The sequence below is a fragment of the Streptomyces sp. CA-146814 genome (assembly GCF_050942385.1).
In the GTDB taxonomy this organism is placed as follows: Bacteria; Actinomycetota; Actinomycetes; order Streptomycetales; family Streptomycetaceae; genus Streptomyces.
This window is the reverse complement of the sequence record NZ_CP192068.1, coordinates 4,879,667-4,896,248: the sequence shown is the minus strand read 5'-3', so window position 1 is coordinate 4,896,248 and position 16,582 is coordinate 4,879,667. Positions and strand designations below refer to the sequence as shown.

Genomic DNA, 16,582 nt, shown 5'->3' with positions numbered 1-16,582 from the left:
CCGCAGTGGCGGTACGGGCCCTTCCCGATCACGTACGAGCGTACGGGCGGGTCAGCGGCGGTGCTGCGAGTCCGCCACCGTCACCTCGACGCGCTGGAACTCCTTGAGGTCGCTGTAGCCGGTGGTGGCCATCGCGCGGCGCAGGGCGCCGAAGATGTTCATCGAGCCGTCCGGGGTGTGCGAGGGGCCGGTGAGGACCTCCTCCGTCGTCCCGACCGAGCCGAGGTCGACCAGCTTGCCGCGCGGTACGTCCTCGTGGACGGCCTCCATGCCCCAGTGGCGGCCGCGGCCCGGCGCGTCGGTGGCGCGGGCGAGCGGGGAGCCCATCATCACGGCGTCCGCGCCGCAGGCGATGGCCTTCGGCAGGTCGCCGGACCAGCCGACGCCGCCGTCGGCGATGACGTGCACGTACCGGCCGCCGGACTCGTCCATGTAGTCGCGGCGGGCGCCGGCCACGTCCGCGACGGCGGTGGCCATCGGGACCTGGATGCCGAAGACGTTGCGCGTGGTGTGCGCGGCGCCGCCGCCGAAGCCGACGAGGACACCGGCCGCGCCGGTGCGCATCAGGTGCAGGGCGGCGGTGTACGTGGCGCAGCCGCCGACGATGACCGGGACGTCCAGCTCGTAGATGAACTGCTTGAGGTTGAGCGGCTCGGCGGCGCCGGAGACGTGCTCGGCGGAGACCGTCGTACCGCGGATGACGAAGATGTCCACCCCGGCGTCGACGACGGCCTTGGAGAACTGGGCGGTGCGCTGCGGGGAGAGCGCGGCGGCGGTGACGACACCGGAGTCGCGCACCTCCTTGATGCGCTGCCCGATCAGCTCCTCCTGGATCGGGGCGGAGTAGATCTCCTGGAGCCGGCGGGTCGCCGTCTCGACCGGCATCTCGGCGATCTCGTCCAGCAGCGGCTGCGGGTCGGCGTGCCGGGTCCAGAGCCCTTCCAGGTTCAGGACGCCCAGGCCGCCGAGCTCACCGATGCGGATGGCGTGCTGCGGGGAGACCACGGAGTCCATGGGAGCGGCCAGAAACGGCAGCTCGAAGCGGTAGGCGTCGATCTGCCAGGCGATCGAGACCTCCTTCGGGTCCCGGGTGCGGCGGCTCGGCACGACAGCGATGTCGTCGAATGCGTAAGCCCGGCGGCCGCGCTTGCCGCGCCCGATCTCGATCTCAGTCACGATGTGTGGCCTTTCCCTCTACGTCTGCGCTGACCAGTATCCCCGACGCACACGTGAGGGGCGGTACCGGGAACTCCGGTCCGCCCCTCACCTGCGCCGATGCGTTACTTCCGGCTGTAGTTCGGTGCTTCCACCGTCATCTGGATGTCGTGCGGGTGGCTCTCCTTGAGACCCGCCGAGGTGATCCGGACGAAGCGGCCCTTGCTCTCCATCTGGTCGACGGAGGCGGCGCCCACGTAGCCCATGGTCTGGCGGAGGCCGCCGACGAGCTGGTGGAGGACGTTGGCCAGCGGGCCGCGGTAGGGCACCTGGCCCTCGATGCCTTCGGGGACGAGCTTGTCGTCGGAGGAGACCTCGCCCTGGAAGTAGCGGTCCTTGGAGTACGAACGGCCCTGGCCGCGCGACTGCATGGCGCCCAGCGAGCCCATGCCGCGGTACGACTTGAACTGCTTGCCGTTGATGAACATCAGCTCGCCCGGCGACTCCTCGCACCCGGCGAGCAGGCTGCCCAGCATCACGCTGTCCGCGCCGGCGGCGAGCGCCTTGCCGATGTCGCCGCTGTACTGCAGACCGCCGTCGCCGATGACCGGGACGCCCGCGGCGCGGGCGGCGAGCGCGGCCTCGTAGATCGCGGTGACCTGCGGGACACCGATACCGGCGACCACCCGGGTCGTACAGATGGAGCCGGGTCCGACGCCGACCTTCACGCCGTCGACACCGGCGTCGATCAGCGCCTGGGCGCCGTCGCGGGTGGCGACGTTGCCGCCGATGACGTCGATGGAGACGCTCGACTTGATCTTCGCCATCCAGGCGAGGGCGTTGCTGTTGTGGCCGTGCGAGGTGTCGACGATGAGGAAGTCGACCCCGGCGGAGGCGAGCGCCTGGGCACGCTCCAGCGCCTCAGGGCTGGCGCCGACGGCCGCGCCGACCAGCAGACGGCCTTCGGCGTCCTTGGCGGCGTTCGGGTACTGCTCGGCCTTCTTGAAGTCCTTGACCGTGATGAGGCCCTTGAGGATGCCCGCGTCATCGACCAGCGGCAGCTTCTCGATCTTGTGGCGGCGGAGCAGCTCCATGGCCTCCACGCCGGAGATGCCGACCTTGCCGGTGACGAGCGGCATCGGCGTCATGACCTCCCGCACCTGGCGCGAGCGGTCCGACTCGAAGGCCATGTCGCGGTTGGTCACGATGCCGAGCAGCTTGCCCGCGGCGTCGGTGACCGGCACACCGCTGATACGGAACTTGGCGCAGAGCGCGTCCGCCTCGCCGAGCGTGGCGTCGGGGTGCACGGTGATCGGGTCGGTGACCATCCCGGACTCGGACCGTTTGACCAGGTCGACCTGGTTGACCTGGTCCTCGATCGAGAGGTTGCGGTGCAGCACGCCGACGCCGCCCTGACGCGCCATCGCGATGGCCATCCGGGACTCGGTCACCTTGTCCATGGCGGCCGAGAGCAGCGGGATGTTCACGCGGACGTTGCGCGAGATGAGGGACGAGGTGTCGACCGCGTTGGGCAGGACCTCTGACGCGCCCGGCAGCAGCAGCACGTCGTCGTATGTCAGCCCGAGCGTCGCGAACTTCTCAGGCACTCCGTCGACGTTTGCAGTCATGACACCTTCCCCAAATGGTCTTGATCGGTGCGGATGTCCATGCTAACGGGCTCCACGGGTGTCTCATTCCACGACCAAGATCAGTTAGGCGTTCTGTAGCTTCCTACGGGGGCCCGACGGTTCGTGGGCTACTGCTCGGCCAGCGCCCGCAGCCTACTGAGCGCGCGGTGCTGGGCGACCCGGACCGCACCCGGGGACATGCCGAGCATCCGCCCGGTCTCCTCGGCGGTCAGCCCGACCGCGACCCGCAGGACCAGCAGTTCGCGCTGGCTCTCCGGGAGGTTGGCCAGGAGCTTCTTGGCCCAGGCGGCGTCGCTGCTGAGCAGGGCGCGCTCCTCCGGGCCGAGGGAGTCGTCGGGCCGCTCGGGCATCTCGTCGGAGGGGACGGCGGTGGAGCCGGGGTGGCGCATCGCGGCGCGCTGGAGGTCGGCGACCTTGTGGCCGGCGATGGCGAAGACGAAAGCCTCGAAGGGCCTGCCGGTGTCCTTGTAGCGCGGCAGCGCCATCAGGACGGCGACGCAGACCTCCTGCGCGAGATCCTCAACGAAGTGACGGGCATCACCGGGCAGCCGGTTCAGCCGGGAGCGGCAGTAGCGCAGGGCGAGGGGGTGGACATGGGCCAGCAGATCGTGCGTGGCCTGCGCGTCGCCGTCGACGGCCCGGTGCACAAGGGCACCGATCGCCGTGGTTTCGTCGTCACGCATCGGACCATGGTGCCCTGATGCCGTACGGTCCGCTCCATCGCGTCCCGAGTTGTGCACCGAAGCGTTATGAGCGGGTGCGCCGGATGTCATGTCCTGCGCCCTCCCCTTCCGCTCGACCGAATCGTTCCTACCGTTTCTGAGGAACTCCACGACTCAAGGATGCGTCATCGGCCGGGAAGCGTCACACGGCGCCGTCGGCGGGCGCCCGGATCCGGGCGCGTACCGCTGGTGACCCGTCCCGTCACCCCGTCCGCCGGCCTGCGGACGGGGGCGGTCCGGGCCGGGCGTCAGCGGACCAGCCCCCAGCGGAATCCCAGGGCCACCGCATGGGCGCGGTCCGAGGCCCCGAGCTTCTTGAACAGCCGCCTGGCGTGGGTCTTGACCGTGTCCTCGGAGAGGAACAGCTCACGGCCGATCTCCGCGTTGGAGCGGCCGTGGCTCATACCTTCGAGCACCTGGATCTCGCGCGCGGTGAGGGTGGGGGCCGCGCCCATCTCGGCGGACCGCAGCCGGCGCGGGGCGAGCCGCCACGTCGGGTCGGCCAGCGCCTGGGTGACGGTGGCCCGCAGCTCGGCGCGGGACGCGTCCTTGTGGAGATAGCCGCGGGCACCGGCGGCGACCGCGAGCGCGACACCGTCCAGGTCCTCGGCGACGGTCAGCATGATGATCCGGGCGCCGGGGTCGGCGGAGAGCAGCCGCCGGACCGTCTCCACACCTCCCAGGCCGGGCATGCGTACGTCCATCAGAATCAGATCCGAACGGTCGGCCCCCCAGCGGCGGAGGACTTCCTCGCCGTTGGCCGCCGTGGTCACGCGCTCGACACCGGGCACGGTGGCCACCGCGCGACGGAGCGCTTCTCGGGCAAGCGGGGAATCGTCGCAGACGAGCACGGATGTCATGACCGGCCTCCGCAGCTGATGCGCGTCACCTTGAGCCTCCAGGCTGATACAAGTCGTCACCTGTGCGGTTGACCCCTTCGGACATGTGCCCGAGCTCGTTCTCCGTCAACCGCATCCGCCCTCTTAACGATGGTCACTCGAAAGAGTTACGGGTCGGACCTTCGGGTTCGGCACTCTACGTGAGGGCCCGCACACGGAGGAGAGCGACGCGGGCGATTCACCCGTCAACCGGATCTTCACTCCCTGGCTTGCCCTATTTGGCGAGATTTCTTCCCTTTTAAGGGTGTCTGTGGCTAGATTCGCAAACAGTCATATTTACATCTACTAGCACCGCAGATGTACGGTCGAGACTCAGGTCACCGAAGAGACGATCGCCGATCACGGGCCGCCGGTTCACCGGCGGTCGAGGATGCCGCTTCCGACGCAGCACGGCTTCGAGGGGACAAGCGCAATGGCAGATTTCTCCCGCCTTCCCGGACCCAACGCAGACCTGTGGGACTGGCAGTTGCTCGCCGCCTGCCGAGGCGTCGACAGCTCCCTGTTCTTCCATCCCGAAGGTGAGCGCGGCGCCGCCCGCAGCGCTCGTGAGACCTCCGCGAAGGAGGTGTGCATGCGGTGCCCGGTGCGCGCCGAGTGCGCGGCCCACGCCCTCGCCGTACGGGAGCCCTACGGGGTGTGGGGCGGCCTGACCGAGGACGAGCGCGAGGAGCTCATGGGCCGGGCCAGAACCAGACTGATCACCGCGGCGCCCTCCGGCGCCACCACGGCCACCACGGGCTCCCGCCCGACCTGACACCCGGCAGCTCCGGTCGAACGCAGAAACGTTTCCTCAGCGCGGCCCCCAGCAGCCGGCACGGCCCCCCAGCAGTACGGCCCCCAGCGCGTCGGCCCCGGCAGCACGCCCTTCAGCGCGCGGCCGCCAGGGACAGCTGGTCCAGGGTGGCCGCGACCGCCGGGACCCGGGCCAGGTCCGGCAGCGTGAGCGCCACGATCTCCCGCTCGATCGCGGGCTCCACGGCGACGGTCCGGGCCCCCTTGGGGCGTACCGACTCCACCGCCAGCTCGGGCAGCACCGCCACCCCGAGTCCGGCCCCCACCAGGCCCATCACCGCCGGGTAGTCGTCGGTGGCGAAGTCGATCCGGGGCGTGAAGCCGGACGCCTCGCAGACCTCCACCAGCTGGCGGCGGCAGCGCGGGCAGCCCGCGATCCAGGACTCGTCGGCCAGCTCGCCGATGGAGACGCCCTCCGCGTCCGCCAGCCGGTGGCCGTCCGGGACCAGGCCGATCAACCGGTCGGTGAGGAGCGGCCGGACCACCAGGTCGTCCCACTCGCCGCCGGAGGCGCCGTACCGGAAGGCCAGCGCGATGTCGCAGTCGCCGTCGCGCAGCAGGTCGACCGAGCGCGGCGGTTCGGCCTCGACCAGCGAGACCCTGGTGCCGGGGTGCTCGGCGCGCAGGGCCGCCAGCGCGCCGGGCACCAGGGTGGAGCTGCCGCTGGGGAAGGAGACGAGCCTGACCCGGCCGGCCCGCAGCCCGGCGATGGCCGCGACCTCCTCCTCGGCGGCGGTCAGCCCGGCAAGAATGCCGGAGGCGTGCCGTACGAGCGCCTCGCCCGCCTGGGTGAGGCGCATCTCGCGGCCGGTGCGGATCAGCAGGGTGGTGCCGGCGGAGGACTCCAGGGCCTTCATCTGCTGGCTCACCGCGGGCTGGGTGCAGCCGAGTTCGCGGGCGGCGGCGGAGAACGAGCCGGTGGTGGCGACGGCGCGCAGGACGCGGAGGTGGCGTGCTTCGATCACGCCCCCACCATAAGAGCTTCTTGGGTGAGAGGCGAATTAATGGCGTACCCCTTTGGGGGTTGAGCCATTAGCGTGACCGTATGAGATTGCTGAGCGTGAATGTCGGCCGCCCTGCTCCTCTCCCCTCCGCCGGTGGTCCCGGCGGTCTCAGCGGGATCGACAAGCGGCCGTACGAGGGAAGCGTGCGGGTCTCGGACCCCGGGCCCAAGGGGACCGGCGGCAGCGGGCTCGCCGGGGACGCGGTCTGCGATCTGCGCCACCACGGCGGCAGCGACCAGGCGGTGTACGCCTTCGCGCGGGAGGACCTGGACGCGTGGGAGCGGCAGCTGGGCGGCCGGGAACTGGCCAACGGCTCGTTCGGCGAGAACCTGACCACCGTCGGGGTCGATGTGAGCGGCGCGCTGATCGGTGAGCGGTGGCGGGTGGGGCCGGAGCTGCTGCTGGAGGTGACGTCCGGGCGCATCCCGTGCCGGACCTTCGCCGATCACATCGGCGAGGAGAAGTGGGTGCGGCGGTTCACCCGGGAGGCGGTGACCGGCGCGTATCTGCGGGTGATCGAGCCGGGCACGATCCGGGCCGGCGACCCGGTCGAGATCGTGCACCGCCCGGACCACGAGGTGACCGCGGCCCTGCAGTTCCGGGCCACCACGACCGAGCGCACCCTGCTGCCGTCCCTGCTGGCCGCCGCGTCGGCCCTGCATCCGGAGGCGCTGCGCACGGCCCGGGAGTATGTGGCGGCGGGCGGTGGTTCCGGCGCGGGCGCGGGGCACTAACGTGCCGCGTATGACGACTGCACTGATCACGGGCGCGACGGCGGGTATCGGGGCGGCCTTCGCGCGGCGGCTCGCGGGCCAGGGGCACAACCTGGTGCTGGTGGCCCGGGACACCGCCCGGCTGCACGAACAGGCCACCGAACTGCACGACCGGCACGGCATCGAGGCCGAGGTGCTGCGCGCCGACCTGTCCACGGACGCCGGGATCGAGGCGGTCGAGAAGCGGCTCGCGGACCGTACGCACCCGGTCGACCTGCTGGTGAACAACGCCGGGTTCGGCAACAAGGGGCGCTACCTGGAAGTGTCCATGGCCGACGAGCTGACGATGCTGAAGGTGCACTGCGAGGCGGTGCTGCGGCTGACCTCGGCCGCCGCCACCGGCATGAAGGAGCGCGGCCGGGGCGGAGTGATCAACGTGGCGTCGGTCGCGGCGTTCGTGCCGCGCGGTACGTACGGCGCGTCCAAGGCGTGGGTCGTGCAGTTCACCCAGGGCGCGGCGAAGGACCTGGCCGGATCGGGGGTGCGGCTGATGGCGCTCTGCCCGGGCTTCGTCCGTACGGAGTTCCACGAGCGGGCCGGGATGGGGACCGGCAACATCCCGGGGTGGATGTGGCTGGACGCGGACAAGCTGGTGGCCTCGGCCCTGACCGACCTGGCCCGCGGCCGGACGGTGTCGATCCCGGATCCGCGCTACAAGGCGCTGATGGGGCTGGTCAAGGTCACGCCGCGCGGCCTGCTGGGCGGCGTCACCTCGCGTACGGGACGCAAGTACGGGCCCCAGTAGGCGCACGGGACGGCCCGGGCGGGCCGGTACGCATCGAGGCCCGGTGCCCCCGCGACGGGGGTACCGGGCCTCAGGCGTAAGGAAAGCTCCGTACTAGTGGGAGTGGCCGTGGCCGCCGTGACCGGCGTCGGCCTCTTCCTCGGCCGGCTTCTCGACGACCAGGGTCTCGGTCGTGAGCAGCAGCGACGCGATGGACGCGGCGTTCTCCAGGGCGGAGCGGGTGACCTTGACCGGGTCGATGACGCCGGCCTTGACCAGGTCGCCGTACTCGCCGGTGGCGGCGTTGAAGCCCTGGCCCTTGTCGAGCTCGGAGACCTTGGAGGTGATGACGTAACCCTCCAGGCCGGCGTTCTCGGCGATCCAGCGCAGCGGCTCGACGGCGGCGCGGCGGACGACCGCGACACCGGTGGCCTCGTCGCCGGTCTTGCCGAGGTTGCCCTCCAGGACCTTCACGGCGTGGACGAGGGAGGAGCCACCGCCGGAGACGATGCCCTCCTCGACCGCGGCGCGGGTGGCGGAGATGGCGTCCTCAAGGCGGTGCTTCTTCTCCTTGAGCTCCACCTCGGTGGCGGCACCGACGCGGATGACGCACACGCCGCCGGCCAGCTTCGCGAGGCGCTCCTGGAGCTTCTCGCGGTCCCAGTCGGAGTCCGTGGACTCGATCTCGGCCTTGATCTGGTTGACGCGGCCCTTGACGTCGTCGGCGTTGCCGCCGCCGTCGACGATGGTCGTGTCGTCCTTGGAGACGGTGACGCGGCGGGCGGTGCCGAGCACGTCCAGACCGGCCTGGTCGAGCTTGAGGCCGACCTCCTCGGCGATGACGGTCGCACCGGTGAGGGTGGCGATGTCGCCGAGCATGGCCTTGCGGCGGTCGCCGAAGCCCGGGGCCTTCACCGCGACGGCGTTGAAGGTGCCGCGGATCTTGTTGACGACGAGGGTGGAGAGCGCCTCGCCCTCGACGTCCTCGGCGATGATCAGGAGCGGCTTGGAGCCACCGGACTGGATGACCTTCTCCAGCAGCGGGAGCAGCTCCTGGATCGAGCCGATCTTGCCCTGGTGGATCAGGATGTACGGGTCGTCGAGGACGGCCTCCATACGCTCCTGGTCGGTCACCATGTACGGGGACAGGTAGCCCTTGTCGAAGGCCATGCCTTCGGTGAACTCCAGGTCCAGACCGAAGGTGTTGGACTCCTCGACGGTGATGACACCGTCCTTGCCGACCTTGTCCATCGCGTCCGCGATGAGCTCGCCGACCTGGGTGTCCTGCGCGGAGAGCGCGGCCACGGCGGCGATGTCGGACTTGTCGTCGATCGGGCGCGCGGTGGAGAGGAGCTCCTCGGACACGGCCTTGACGGCGGCGTCGATGCCCTTCTTCAGGGCGGCCGGGGAGGCGCCGGCGGCGACGTTGCGCAGGCCCTCGCGGACGAGCGCCTGGGCCAGGACGGTCGCGGTGGTGGTGCCGTCACCCGCTACGTCGTTGGTCTTGGTCGCCACCTCCTTGACGAGCTGGGCACCGAGGTTCTCGTACGGGTCGTCGAGCTCGACCTCGCGCGCGATGGTGACACCGTCGTTGGTGATGGTGGGTGCGCCGAACTTCTTGTCGATGACGACGTTGCGGCCCTTGGGGCCGATCGTCACCTTGACCGTGTCGGCAAGCTTGTTGACGCCGCGCTCAAGGGCGCGACGGGCGTCCTCGTCGAACTTCAGAATCTTCGCCATGGGCTGTACTTCCCTCTCAAAATGAACTGCGCCCCTCGCCGCCCGGCTAGTTGTTACGCAGGGGGCCAGGGGCGCAGAACACAGGCAAACGTGGGTGAATTACTTCTCGACGATCGCGAGGACGTCGCGGGCCGAGAGGACGAGGTACTCCTCGCCGTTGTACTTCACCTCGGTGCCGCCGTACTTGCTGTACAGGACGACGTCGCCGGTCTTGACGTCGAGCGGAAGACGCTCGCCGTTCTCGAAGCGGCCCGGGCCCACGGCGAGGACGACGCCCTCCTGGGGCTTCTCCTTCGCGGTGTCCGGAATGACCAGGCCGGAGGCCGTGGTCTGCTCGGCGTCGAGCGGCTGGACCACAATGCGGTCCTCGAGCGGCTTGATCGCAACCTTGGAGCTGGTGGTCGACACGATCCGGTCTCCCCCTTCGGAGATCTCACGGGGTTTAGCAGTCAGTGGGCGGCGACCAGACCGATCCGTCGTCGCGGGTGCCGGACCTGCCCTGTCGCACAGTGTGGTGCTGGCACTCTCCAGGGGGGAGTGCCAGACCTGAGACTATGACCGCGATTAGCACTCGGTCAAGCGGAGTGCCAATTCACCACCCTCGCGCCGTCTCGATCGGGGCTCCGTCGGATCACCGTCCGGACAACGCGGGGGCGGAGTCCCGGGTTCCGTACGACGGTACGGAGATGACGCATCCCGAGCACCGGCTGCCCGGACGACCGGCCGAGAGGGGCGCGGCGGCGGGGCAGCCGCCGGCGCCGGGCGGCTGCGCGGATCCGCTGCTGGGGCTGTTCCTGGTGGTCGCCGAGGTGGCGGTCTGCGCCCCGCTGTTCCTGGGGCTGGGGCTGCGCGCCGTGGCGCGGTCCTCCGCGACGGCCCACGCCAAGGGGACTCCCCCGCCCGCCGACCCCGGCACGGGCTGGGTTCCGGTCGCCGTTCTCGGGGCCCTGGCCGTGGTGGTCGCCCTCGTCGCCGTGCTGCTGCTGCGCGGCCAATGGCTCTGGGCCGGCGGTATGCAGGTGATCGTGGCGCTGGTGCTGTGCGCGGCCGCCCTCGCGTCGGCGGGTGGGGGCGAGGCCCGGGAGGAGCCCCCGAACCCGGCCCCCACCTGGAACTCCCCACCCTGCCGCAGCGGGGGCGACAGCGACGAATGCGCGCGCAGCGGGGGCTGAGCGCGCATTCGGGGCCGTACGCCCGACAGTCGGGCAGTCGGGCAGTCGGGCAGTCGGGCAGGGGTCAGACGTAGTCCTCCAGCTTCGCCACCGCGTACCCCTTGTCCGTGATCGTCTTCATGACCGTGCGGATCATGTCCGGCATCGTGCCCTTCCAGGCGCCCTTGCCCCGGAAGTGGGTGAGGACGATGTCGCCGGGGTGCAGGTCCCGGTCCCACTCGCGCCACTCCATGTGGTCGGCGAAGGCCTCGGCGGACCAGAGCGGTACGGCGGTGATGCCGCAGGACTTGGCGACGACGAGGGTGTCGCGGTTGTAGTTGCCGTACGGCGGGCGGAAGAGGGTCGGCCGCTTCCCGTACTGCTTGAGGATCTTCTCCTGCTGGCCGCAGATCTCCCGCTTCTGCTCGGCGTAGGAGAGGCCGGGCAGATAGCGGTGGTTGAGCGTGTGGTTGCTGATGACCACCCCGCGCTTCTGCATCTTCCTGAAGTAGCCGTAGTCGTCGTTGATGACGTAGTCGCTGACGAACGCGCTGTACGGGATGGAGAGTTCGGTCATCATCCGCAGCAGCGCGGGGTCCTTCTCCGCACCGTCGTCCATGGTGAGGAAGACGATCTTCTCCTTGGTGGGGACGGTGGTGAAGACCGGCGGCAGCCCCTCGTCGTCCCGGACCTCGAACCCTTTGCGGGTGGTGATGCGCGGCTTCACCTTCGGGGGTTCGGGCGCCGCGAGCGGGACCTTGGCCAGCCCCCACTTCTTCGCGGCGACGGCCCGTGCGGCCTGTTTCCGCTTGAGCTCCTCGGCGTACGCGTCCAGAGCGCGGGCGGGCCCGCCCTGCGCGGCCTCGCCCTGCTGACCGGCGGCGGGCTTCGCCGGTCCGCCCGGGGCTTCCGCCCCGCCGCCGGCCGTCTCCGCCGCGCAGGCCGAGGTGACGGTGGCGGCCAGGAGGGCCGCCAGCACGACGGAGACCGGTCGGTGCCGCTTCGTGGGTGATTTTCCTTTTTGTCGTACTAGCTGCATGGCGCCGCATCCTGCCAGCCGCCCGCCCGCCTCCCGTCCCCGACACCGCGAGGGGGTCGTGCCCGTCGCCCGACCGGCGGACAGGGGCCGGCGCGCACCGGCCACAATGGACCGGGTGAACGCATCGACCCCCTCCGCCTCCTCCGCCTCCTCGGCCGGCGACCCCGCCCGCGCCGCCTTCGCCGCGCTGCGTACGCCCGAGGGCCGGCACCTGCTGGCCGAGCTGCGCGACCACGACCCGGCCGACGAGCTGGCCACCGCGACCCGGCTGCGGCGTACGCATCCGGCGGAGCTGGTGTCGGCGGCGCTCGGCCAGGCCCGGCTGCGGCAGCGGGCGGTGGCGAAGTTCGGGGCCGAGGACGCGTACCGGATGTACTTCACGCCCAACGGTGTCGAGCAGGCCACCCGCACCTCGGTCGCGGAACACCGCGCCGCCCGGTTCGCCGCGCTCGGCGTGCGGAGCGTGGCGGACCTGTGCTGCGGCATCGGCGGCGACGCCATCGCGCTGGCCCGCGCCGGGATCGCCGTCCTCGCCGTGGACCGCGACCCGCTCACCGCCGAGGTGGCCCGCGCCAACGCGGAGGCGCTCGGGCTGGGCGCGCTGATCGAGGTGCGGTGCGCCGACGTCACGGAGATCGACACCTCTCCGTACGACGCCGTCTTCGTGGACCCGGCCCGGCGGGGCGGCCGGGGCAGGATCTTCGACCCGGAGGCGTACTCGCCCCCGCTCTCCTGGGCCACGGCCGCCGCACTGAAGTCCCCGCGCGCCGCGCTGAAGATCGCGCCCGGCATCCCGCACGAGGCGATCGGCCCGGAGGCGGAGGCCGAGTGGATCTCGGACGGCGGAGACGTGAAGGAGGCGGTGCTCTGGTACGGGGAGGGCATCGCGCCCGGTTCGTTCCGGGCCACGTTGCTGCCGTCCGGCGCCACCCTCACCGCCCCGGCCCCGCTGCCCGCCCCGCCGGTGGGCCCGGTCGGACGCTATCTGTACGAGCCGGACGGCGCGGTGATCCGGGCGCACCTGGTCGCCGACATCGTCGAGCGGTGCGGCGGACGGCTGGTGGACGAGACGATCGCGTACGTCACGAGCGATGTGCCGTACTCCTCGCCGTACGTCGCCGGGTACGAGATCACCGATCAGCTGCCGTTCAACATGAAGAAGCTGAAGGCGCTGCTGCGGGAGCGTCAGGTCGGCGTGCTGACCGTCAAGAAGCGGGGTTCGGCGGTCGAGCCGGAGGAGCTGCGCCGCCGGATGAAGCTCAGCGGCCGGAACGCGGCGACGGTGTTCCTGACCCGGGTGGCCGGGGCTCCGACGATGCTGATCGGGCACCCTCTGGGGTGAGCGGGTCCGGGGTGTGCCGGTCCGGGGCAGGCGCCGTCAGGACGCGCAGCACCCAGCGGCGGTGCGTCAACGCCTTGACGGCGCCGATGAGTCCGGTGAGCCAGGCGACCATGCCGAGGCCCATGATCAGGGCGACCATGCCGTACGTGTCGTCGCCGGGCCGGGCGCTCGCCGGGCCGATCACGCAGAGCGCCAGCCCGCCCGCCGCCAGGGCGAACGACAGCAGCAGCCAGACCAGGCTCATCCCCGGCAGCCGCACCTCCCGGTCGCGCTCCGGATCCCGGTCCAGCGCGCCCCACTCCACGAGCAGCGCGCGGACCTCCCGGTCCCGGGCGACGTGGAGGGAGGCCAGGACGACGGCGGGGATCAGCGCGCCCGCGCCGAGGAGCAGGGACAGGATTCCGGCGATCCCGCTGAAGAAGTCCGCCGCCGCCTGCTCGACCATGACGAGTCCGGACCCCACGAGCAGCCACCCGAACGCGGCGAGCCCGGCCCACATCAGCAGCACACCGAGCCGCTCCGGCCCCAGGTGCATCCGCACCAGCGCGCGCAGGATCACCGCGCGGTCGGCGAGCATCGCCTCGCGGTCCGGCCAGGTCCGGATCTCCACGGGAGGCGGGGGCGGCGGCAGCGAGGAGCGGGATGACATGGACCAGACACTATCCGGGGCGGCCCGGGGCCCCGTGGCTCAGGCGTCCCGCAGCGCCTGCGCCCCTTCTGTTCAGGCGTCCCGCAGCGCCTGGACGTCCAGCTTCCGCATCCCGAGCATGGCCTTCATCGTGCGCTCCGCCTTCGCCGGGTCCGGGTCGGCCAGCAGCTTCGGCAGCTCGTTCGGGACGATCTGCCAGGAGACGCCGTACCGGTCCTTGAGCCAGCCGCACTGGCCCTCCTCGCCGCCTTCGGAGAGCGCGGTCCAGAGCCGGTCGACCTCGGCCTGGTCGGCGCAGTCCACGGAGAGCGAGATCGCCTCGGTGAAGGGGAACTGCGGGCCGCCGTTGAGCCCCATGTACTCCTGGCCCGCGAGGCGGAAGCTGACCGTGAGGACGGAGCCCGTCTCGCCGGGGGCCTCTTCGCCGTAGTAGCTGATGTCCAGGATGCGGGAGTCGCCGCCGAAGATCGCGATGTAGTGCTCGGCGGCCTCCTTCGCCTGGCCGTCGTACCAGAGACAGGGGGTGATCTTCTGCATGATGGTCGTCTCCTCGTTCGGCCGCCCCGTGGTCGGGGTGGACCTCGTGGAAGGTAGACCGCCCCGGGCGCCCGGACTCATCGGCCCGCCGCGTCCTCACTCATCGGCCCGCCGCGTCGCCTCCATGCTCCGCCGCGACCGCCTCGCCGACCACCGGACCGCCGAAGGCTCGCCTCTCCCCCGGCAGCAGGACGTACGCCGCCAGCGCGGCGGCCGCCAGGAGCCCGGCCGCGACCCAGAACGCGGCCGCGTACCCGGAGGCCAGAGCCGTACGTCCGGTGGCGCCGCCCGTGACCTGGGCGGCGACCGTGACCAGCACCGCCAGGCCGAGCGAACCGCCGACCTGGCGCGAGCTGTTGAGCAGCCCGGACGCCATCCCGGTCTCGCCGGGCACCACGTCGGCCGTGGCGGCCGTGCCGAGCGGGACGAAGCAGAGGCCGATGCCGAGCGAGCAGAGCAGCGACGGGCCGAGGATCGAGGTGAGGAAGGAGCCGTCGGCCGTGGCGGTGGCCGCGAACCAGCCCATCCCGAGCGCCGCCAGCGTGCCGCCCACGGTCATCAGCCGCCGGATGCCGAGGACCGCGACCGCGCGGGTGGCGAGGATGGCGCCCGCGACGACGCCCACGCAGAACGGCAGGAACGCGAACCCGGCGGCGGTCGGCCCGTAGCCGAGGACCAGCTGCAGGTGGAGCGAGACGAAGTAGAACGCGCCGAACTGGGCCGAGGCCAGCAGCAGGCAGAACAGGTTGGCCGTGAGCACCGGCCGCCCGCGCAGCAGGCCGGGCCGGAGCAGAGGTGACTCCGTACGGAGTTCGACGGCGACGAAGGCGGCCAGCAGGAGCACCGCCGCGCCGAGCGTGGAGAGCGTGACGGCCGAGGACCAGCCGTCGTCCGAGGCGCGTACGAGTCCGAGGACCAGCAGCGTCGTCCCGGCCGTGGCGAGGAGGGCCCCGGCGAGGTCCAGCCGGGCGCCGGTCCGCCGCCGCCCGCCGACCGGGCCGGTGCGCGCGGCGGCGGCCAGGGCGAAGGCGACGATCGGCACGTTGACGAGCATCACGGCCCGCCAGCCCGCCGCATCGGTGAGCACGCCGCCCGCCAGCACCCCGACCGCGCCGCCCGCCGCGCCCGCCATGCCCCAGAGCCCGAGCGCCCGGGAGCGGGCGGGCCCCGCCGGGAAGGCGAGGGTGATCAGGGCGAACGCCACCGGCGCGAGGGCCGCCGCGCCGACGCCCTGGACGGCCCGCGCGGCCACCAGCGACCCGGGCGACCAGGCGAGGCCGCCGGCCAGGCTGGCCAGCCCGAAGAGGACGAGCCCGGCCGTCAGGACGCGGCGCGGACCGGCCAGGTCGGCGAGCCGGCCGCCGAGCAGGAGGAGTCCGCCGAAGGCGAGGGCGTACGCGTTCACCACCCAGAGCAGCCCGTCCCGGCCGAAGCCGAGGTCGCCGCGGATGTCGGGCAGCGCCACGTTCACCACGGACATGTCCAGCGACACCAGGAACTGCACGGTCAGCGCCACCACCAGCAACCACCGCGCCTGCCGCGCGGCCGCCCCGTCCGTCTCCTTCTCCGACCCGCCTGCCACCGTGCCGCCGCCCATGACGCGCCCTCCCCTTCGCCACCCTCGACCGGAGAATTACCATACACGTATAGAAAATAAACCCGCCGCTCCGGAGAAGGACCCGAAAGGGGAGAATGCCGGGGTGTCAGGCAGCGAGAAGACCGAGAAGCAGACCCGGAAGACCGAGCAGAAGAAGAAACCCGTGGGCCGCCCCCGCAGGCTCGACCCCGACGTGATGGTCGCCACCGCGCGCCGCATCGTCGAGGAGGAGGGTGTGGCCGCGCTGTCCATGCGGCGGGTGGCGAAGGAGCTGGGCTCCACGCCGATGGCGCTGTACCACTACGTGCAGGACAAGGACGAGCTCCTCATGCTCACCCTCTCCGGCACCGCGGCCGCCTTCCCGCGCCCGGAGCTGCCCGAGGACCCGCGCGAGCGGCTGGTGGCGGTGGCCGCGCACATGCACGACATCATCGGCCGCATCCCCTGGGTGCTGGACATCCTGGCACTCGGCGAGCTGACCGACCGGAACGCGCTGTGGATGGTGGAGGAGATCATCGACTGCGCCCTGGCCTGCGGCCTCTCCCCCGCCCGCGCGGTGCGCGCGTACCGGACGATCTGGAGTTACGTCTACGGCGACCTGGTCTTCCGCAGGGCGGCGGCCCGCCGGGCGGAGCAGCCCTCGCGCCGGGAGTTCTTCCCGGAGATGATCACGGAGAAGGACACGGCGGAGCTGCCCCGGCTCACCGAGGTGAAGGAGCACTGGCGGGAGTACGCCGCCGACTACGAGACCGCCGCCGAACTGGACGCGATCGTGGCGGGGCTGATCAGCCGGGGAACACCGGGCTGAC

The 16,582-nt window shown here is 71.7% G+C and carries 17 protein-coding genes; 6 read left to right on the top strand and 11 right to left on the bottom strand.

Annotation, left to right across the window (positions count from 1 at the left end):
- Positions 1–51: 51 nt before the first annotated feature.
- The 4 genes from ACQP09_RS22085 to ACQP09_RS22070 form a co-directional block, all read right to left on the bottom strand.
- On the bottom strand, positions 52–1,176 hold the full coding sequence (locus ACQP09_RS22085) for a GuaB3 family IMP dehydrogenase-related protein (RefSeq protein ID WP_018490868.1): 1,125 nt from the start codon (positions 1,174–1,176) through the stop codon (positions 52–54).
- A gap of 104 nt (positions 1,177–1,280) precedes the next feature.
- On the bottom strand, positions 1,281–2,783 hold the full coding sequence (guaB, locus tag ACQP09_RS22080) for an IMP dehydrogenase (RefSeq protein WP_404064575.1): 1,503 nt from the start codon (positions 2,781–2,783) through the stop codon (positions 1,281–1,283).
- Between the two features lie 128 nt (positions 2,784–2,911).
- Positions 2,912–3,487 (bottom strand): sigma-70 family RNA polymerase sigma factor, encoded by a 576-nt coding sequence (locus ACQP09_RS22075; RefSeq protein WP_030561783.1) that lies wholly within the window; start codon positions 3,485–3,487, stop codon positions 2,912–2,914.
- Between the two features lie 287 nt (positions 3,488–3,774).
- Positions 3,775–4,386 (bottom strand): response regulator transcription factor, encoded by a 612-nt coding sequence (locus ACQP09_RS22070; RefSeq protein WP_003948568.1) that lies wholly within the window; start codon positions 4,384–4,386, stop codon positions 3,775–3,777.
- Between the two features lie 451 nt (positions 4,387–4,837).
- Here ACQP09_RS22070 and ACQP09_RS22065 point away from each other — a divergent pair, with 451 nt between their 5' ends.
- Positions 4,838–5,179, top strand: coding sequence for a WhiB family transcriptional regulator (locus tag ACQP09_RS22065; protein ID WP_026238029.1), 342 nt, complete (start codon positions 4,838–4,840; stop codon positions 5,177–5,179).
- Between the two features lie 112 nt (positions 5,180–5,291).
- Here the strand turns inward: ACQP09_RS22065 and ACQP09_RS22060 are convergent, their stop codons facing one another.
- Positions 5,292–6,182 (bottom strand): LysR family transcriptional regulator, encoded by an 891-nt coding sequence (locus tag ACQP09_RS22060; protein ID WP_432151166.1) that lies wholly within the window; start codon positions 6,180–6,182, stop codon positions 5,292–5,294.
- Positions 6,183–6,262: 80 nt separating this feature from the next.
- Here ACQP09_RS22060 and ACQP09_RS22055 point away from each other — a divergent pair, with 80 nt between their 5' ends.
- Complete coding sequence (locus ACQP09_RS22055) at positions 6,263–6,955, top strand: MOSC domain-containing protein (RefSeq protein WP_433402151.1); 693 nt, start codon at positions 6,263–6,265, stop codon at positions 6,953–6,955.
- 10 nt (positions 6,956–6,965) lie between these two features.
- Positions 6,966–7,739 carry an SDR family NAD(P)-dependent oxidoreductase gene (locus tag ACQP09_RS22050; RefSeq protein WP_433402149.1) on the top strand — a complete coding sequence of 258 codons (774 nt, stop codon included), beginning with the start codon at positions 6,966–6,968 and terminating at the stop codon, positions 7,737–7,739.
- Positions 7,740–7,832: 93 nt separating this feature from the next.
- Here ACQP09_RS22050 and groL read toward each other — a convergent pair whose 3' ends face one another.
- Both groL and groES read right to left on the bottom strand, forming a co-directional pair.
- Positions 7,833–9,458 carry a chaperonin GroEL gene (gene groL / locus ACQP09_RS22045; protein ID WP_237327533.1) on the bottom strand — a complete coding sequence of 542 codons (1,626 nt, stop codon included), beginning with the start codon at positions 9,456–9,458 and terminating at the stop codon, positions 7,833–7,835.
- Positions 9,459–9,557: 99 nt separating this feature from the next.
- Complete coding sequence (gene groES / locus ACQP09_RS22040; RefSeq protein ID WP_003966899.1) at positions 9,558–9,866, bottom strand: co-chaperone GroES; 309 nt, start codon at positions 9,864–9,866, stop codon at positions 9,558–9,560.
- A gap of 278 nt (positions 9,867–10,144) precedes the next feature.
- Here groES and ACQP09_RS22035 point away from each other — a divergent pair, with 278 nt between their 5' ends.
- Positions 10,145–10,630, top strand: a complete 486-nt coding sequence (locus ACQP09_RS22035; RefSeq protein ID WP_433402146.1) for a DUF6234 family protein — start codon at positions 10,145–10,147, stop codon at positions 10,628–10,630.
- 64 nt (positions 10,631–10,694) lie between these two features.
- Here the strand turns inward: ACQP09_RS22035 and ACQP09_RS22030 are convergent, their stop codons facing one another.
- Complete coding sequence (locus tag ACQP09_RS22030; RefSeq protein ID WP_433402144.1) at positions 10,695–11,648, bottom strand: polysaccharide deacetylase family protein; 954 nt, start codon at positions 11,646–11,648, stop codon at positions 10,695–10,697.
- A 106-nt stretch (positions 11,649–11,754) separates the two neighbouring features.
- On the opposite strand from ACQP09_RS22030, the gene ACQP09_RS22025 reads away from it, so the two are divergent.
- A complete protein-coding gene (locus ACQP09_RS22025; RefSeq protein ID WP_433402143.1) occupies positions 11,755–12,990 on the top strand; it encodes a THUMP-like domain-containing protein in 1,236 nt (411 codons plus the stop codon).
- Here ACQP09_RS22025 and ACQP09_RS22020 read toward each other — a convergent pair.
- From ACQP09_RS22020 to ACQP09_RS22010, 3 genes are all read right to left on the bottom strand, one after another.
- A complete protein-coding gene (locus tag ACQP09_RS22020) occupies positions 12,908–13,639 on the bottom strand; it encodes a hypothetical protein (RefSeq protein WP_433402141.1) in 732 nt (243 codons plus the stop codon). The two genes, ACQP09_RS22025 and ACQP09_RS22020, sit on opposite strands and share 83 nt — an antisense overlap.
- 72 nt (positions 13,640–13,711) lie before the next feature.
- Positions 13,712–14,176 (bottom strand): VOC family protein, encoded by a 465-nt coding sequence (locus ACQP09_RS22015; protein ID WP_433402139.1) that lies wholly within the window; start codon positions 14,174–14,176, stop codon positions 13,712–13,714.
- Positions 14,177–14,276: 100 nt separating this feature from the next.
- Positions 14,277–15,773: an MFS transporter gene (locus ACQP09_RS22010; protein ID WP_433402137.1), complete on the bottom strand. Its 1,497-nt coding sequence runs from the start codon at positions 15,771–15,773 to the stop codon at positions 14,277–14,279.
- 103 nt (positions 15,774–15,876) lie between these two features.
- Between ACQP09_RS22010 and ACQP09_RS22005 the strand changes: the two genes are divergently transcribed.
- A complete protein-coding gene (locus ACQP09_RS22005) occupies positions 15,877–16,581 on the top strand; it encodes a TetR/AcrR family transcriptional regulator (RefSeq protein ID WP_433402135.1) in 705 nt (234 codons plus the stop codon).
- Position 16,582: the final 1 nt, after the last annotated feature.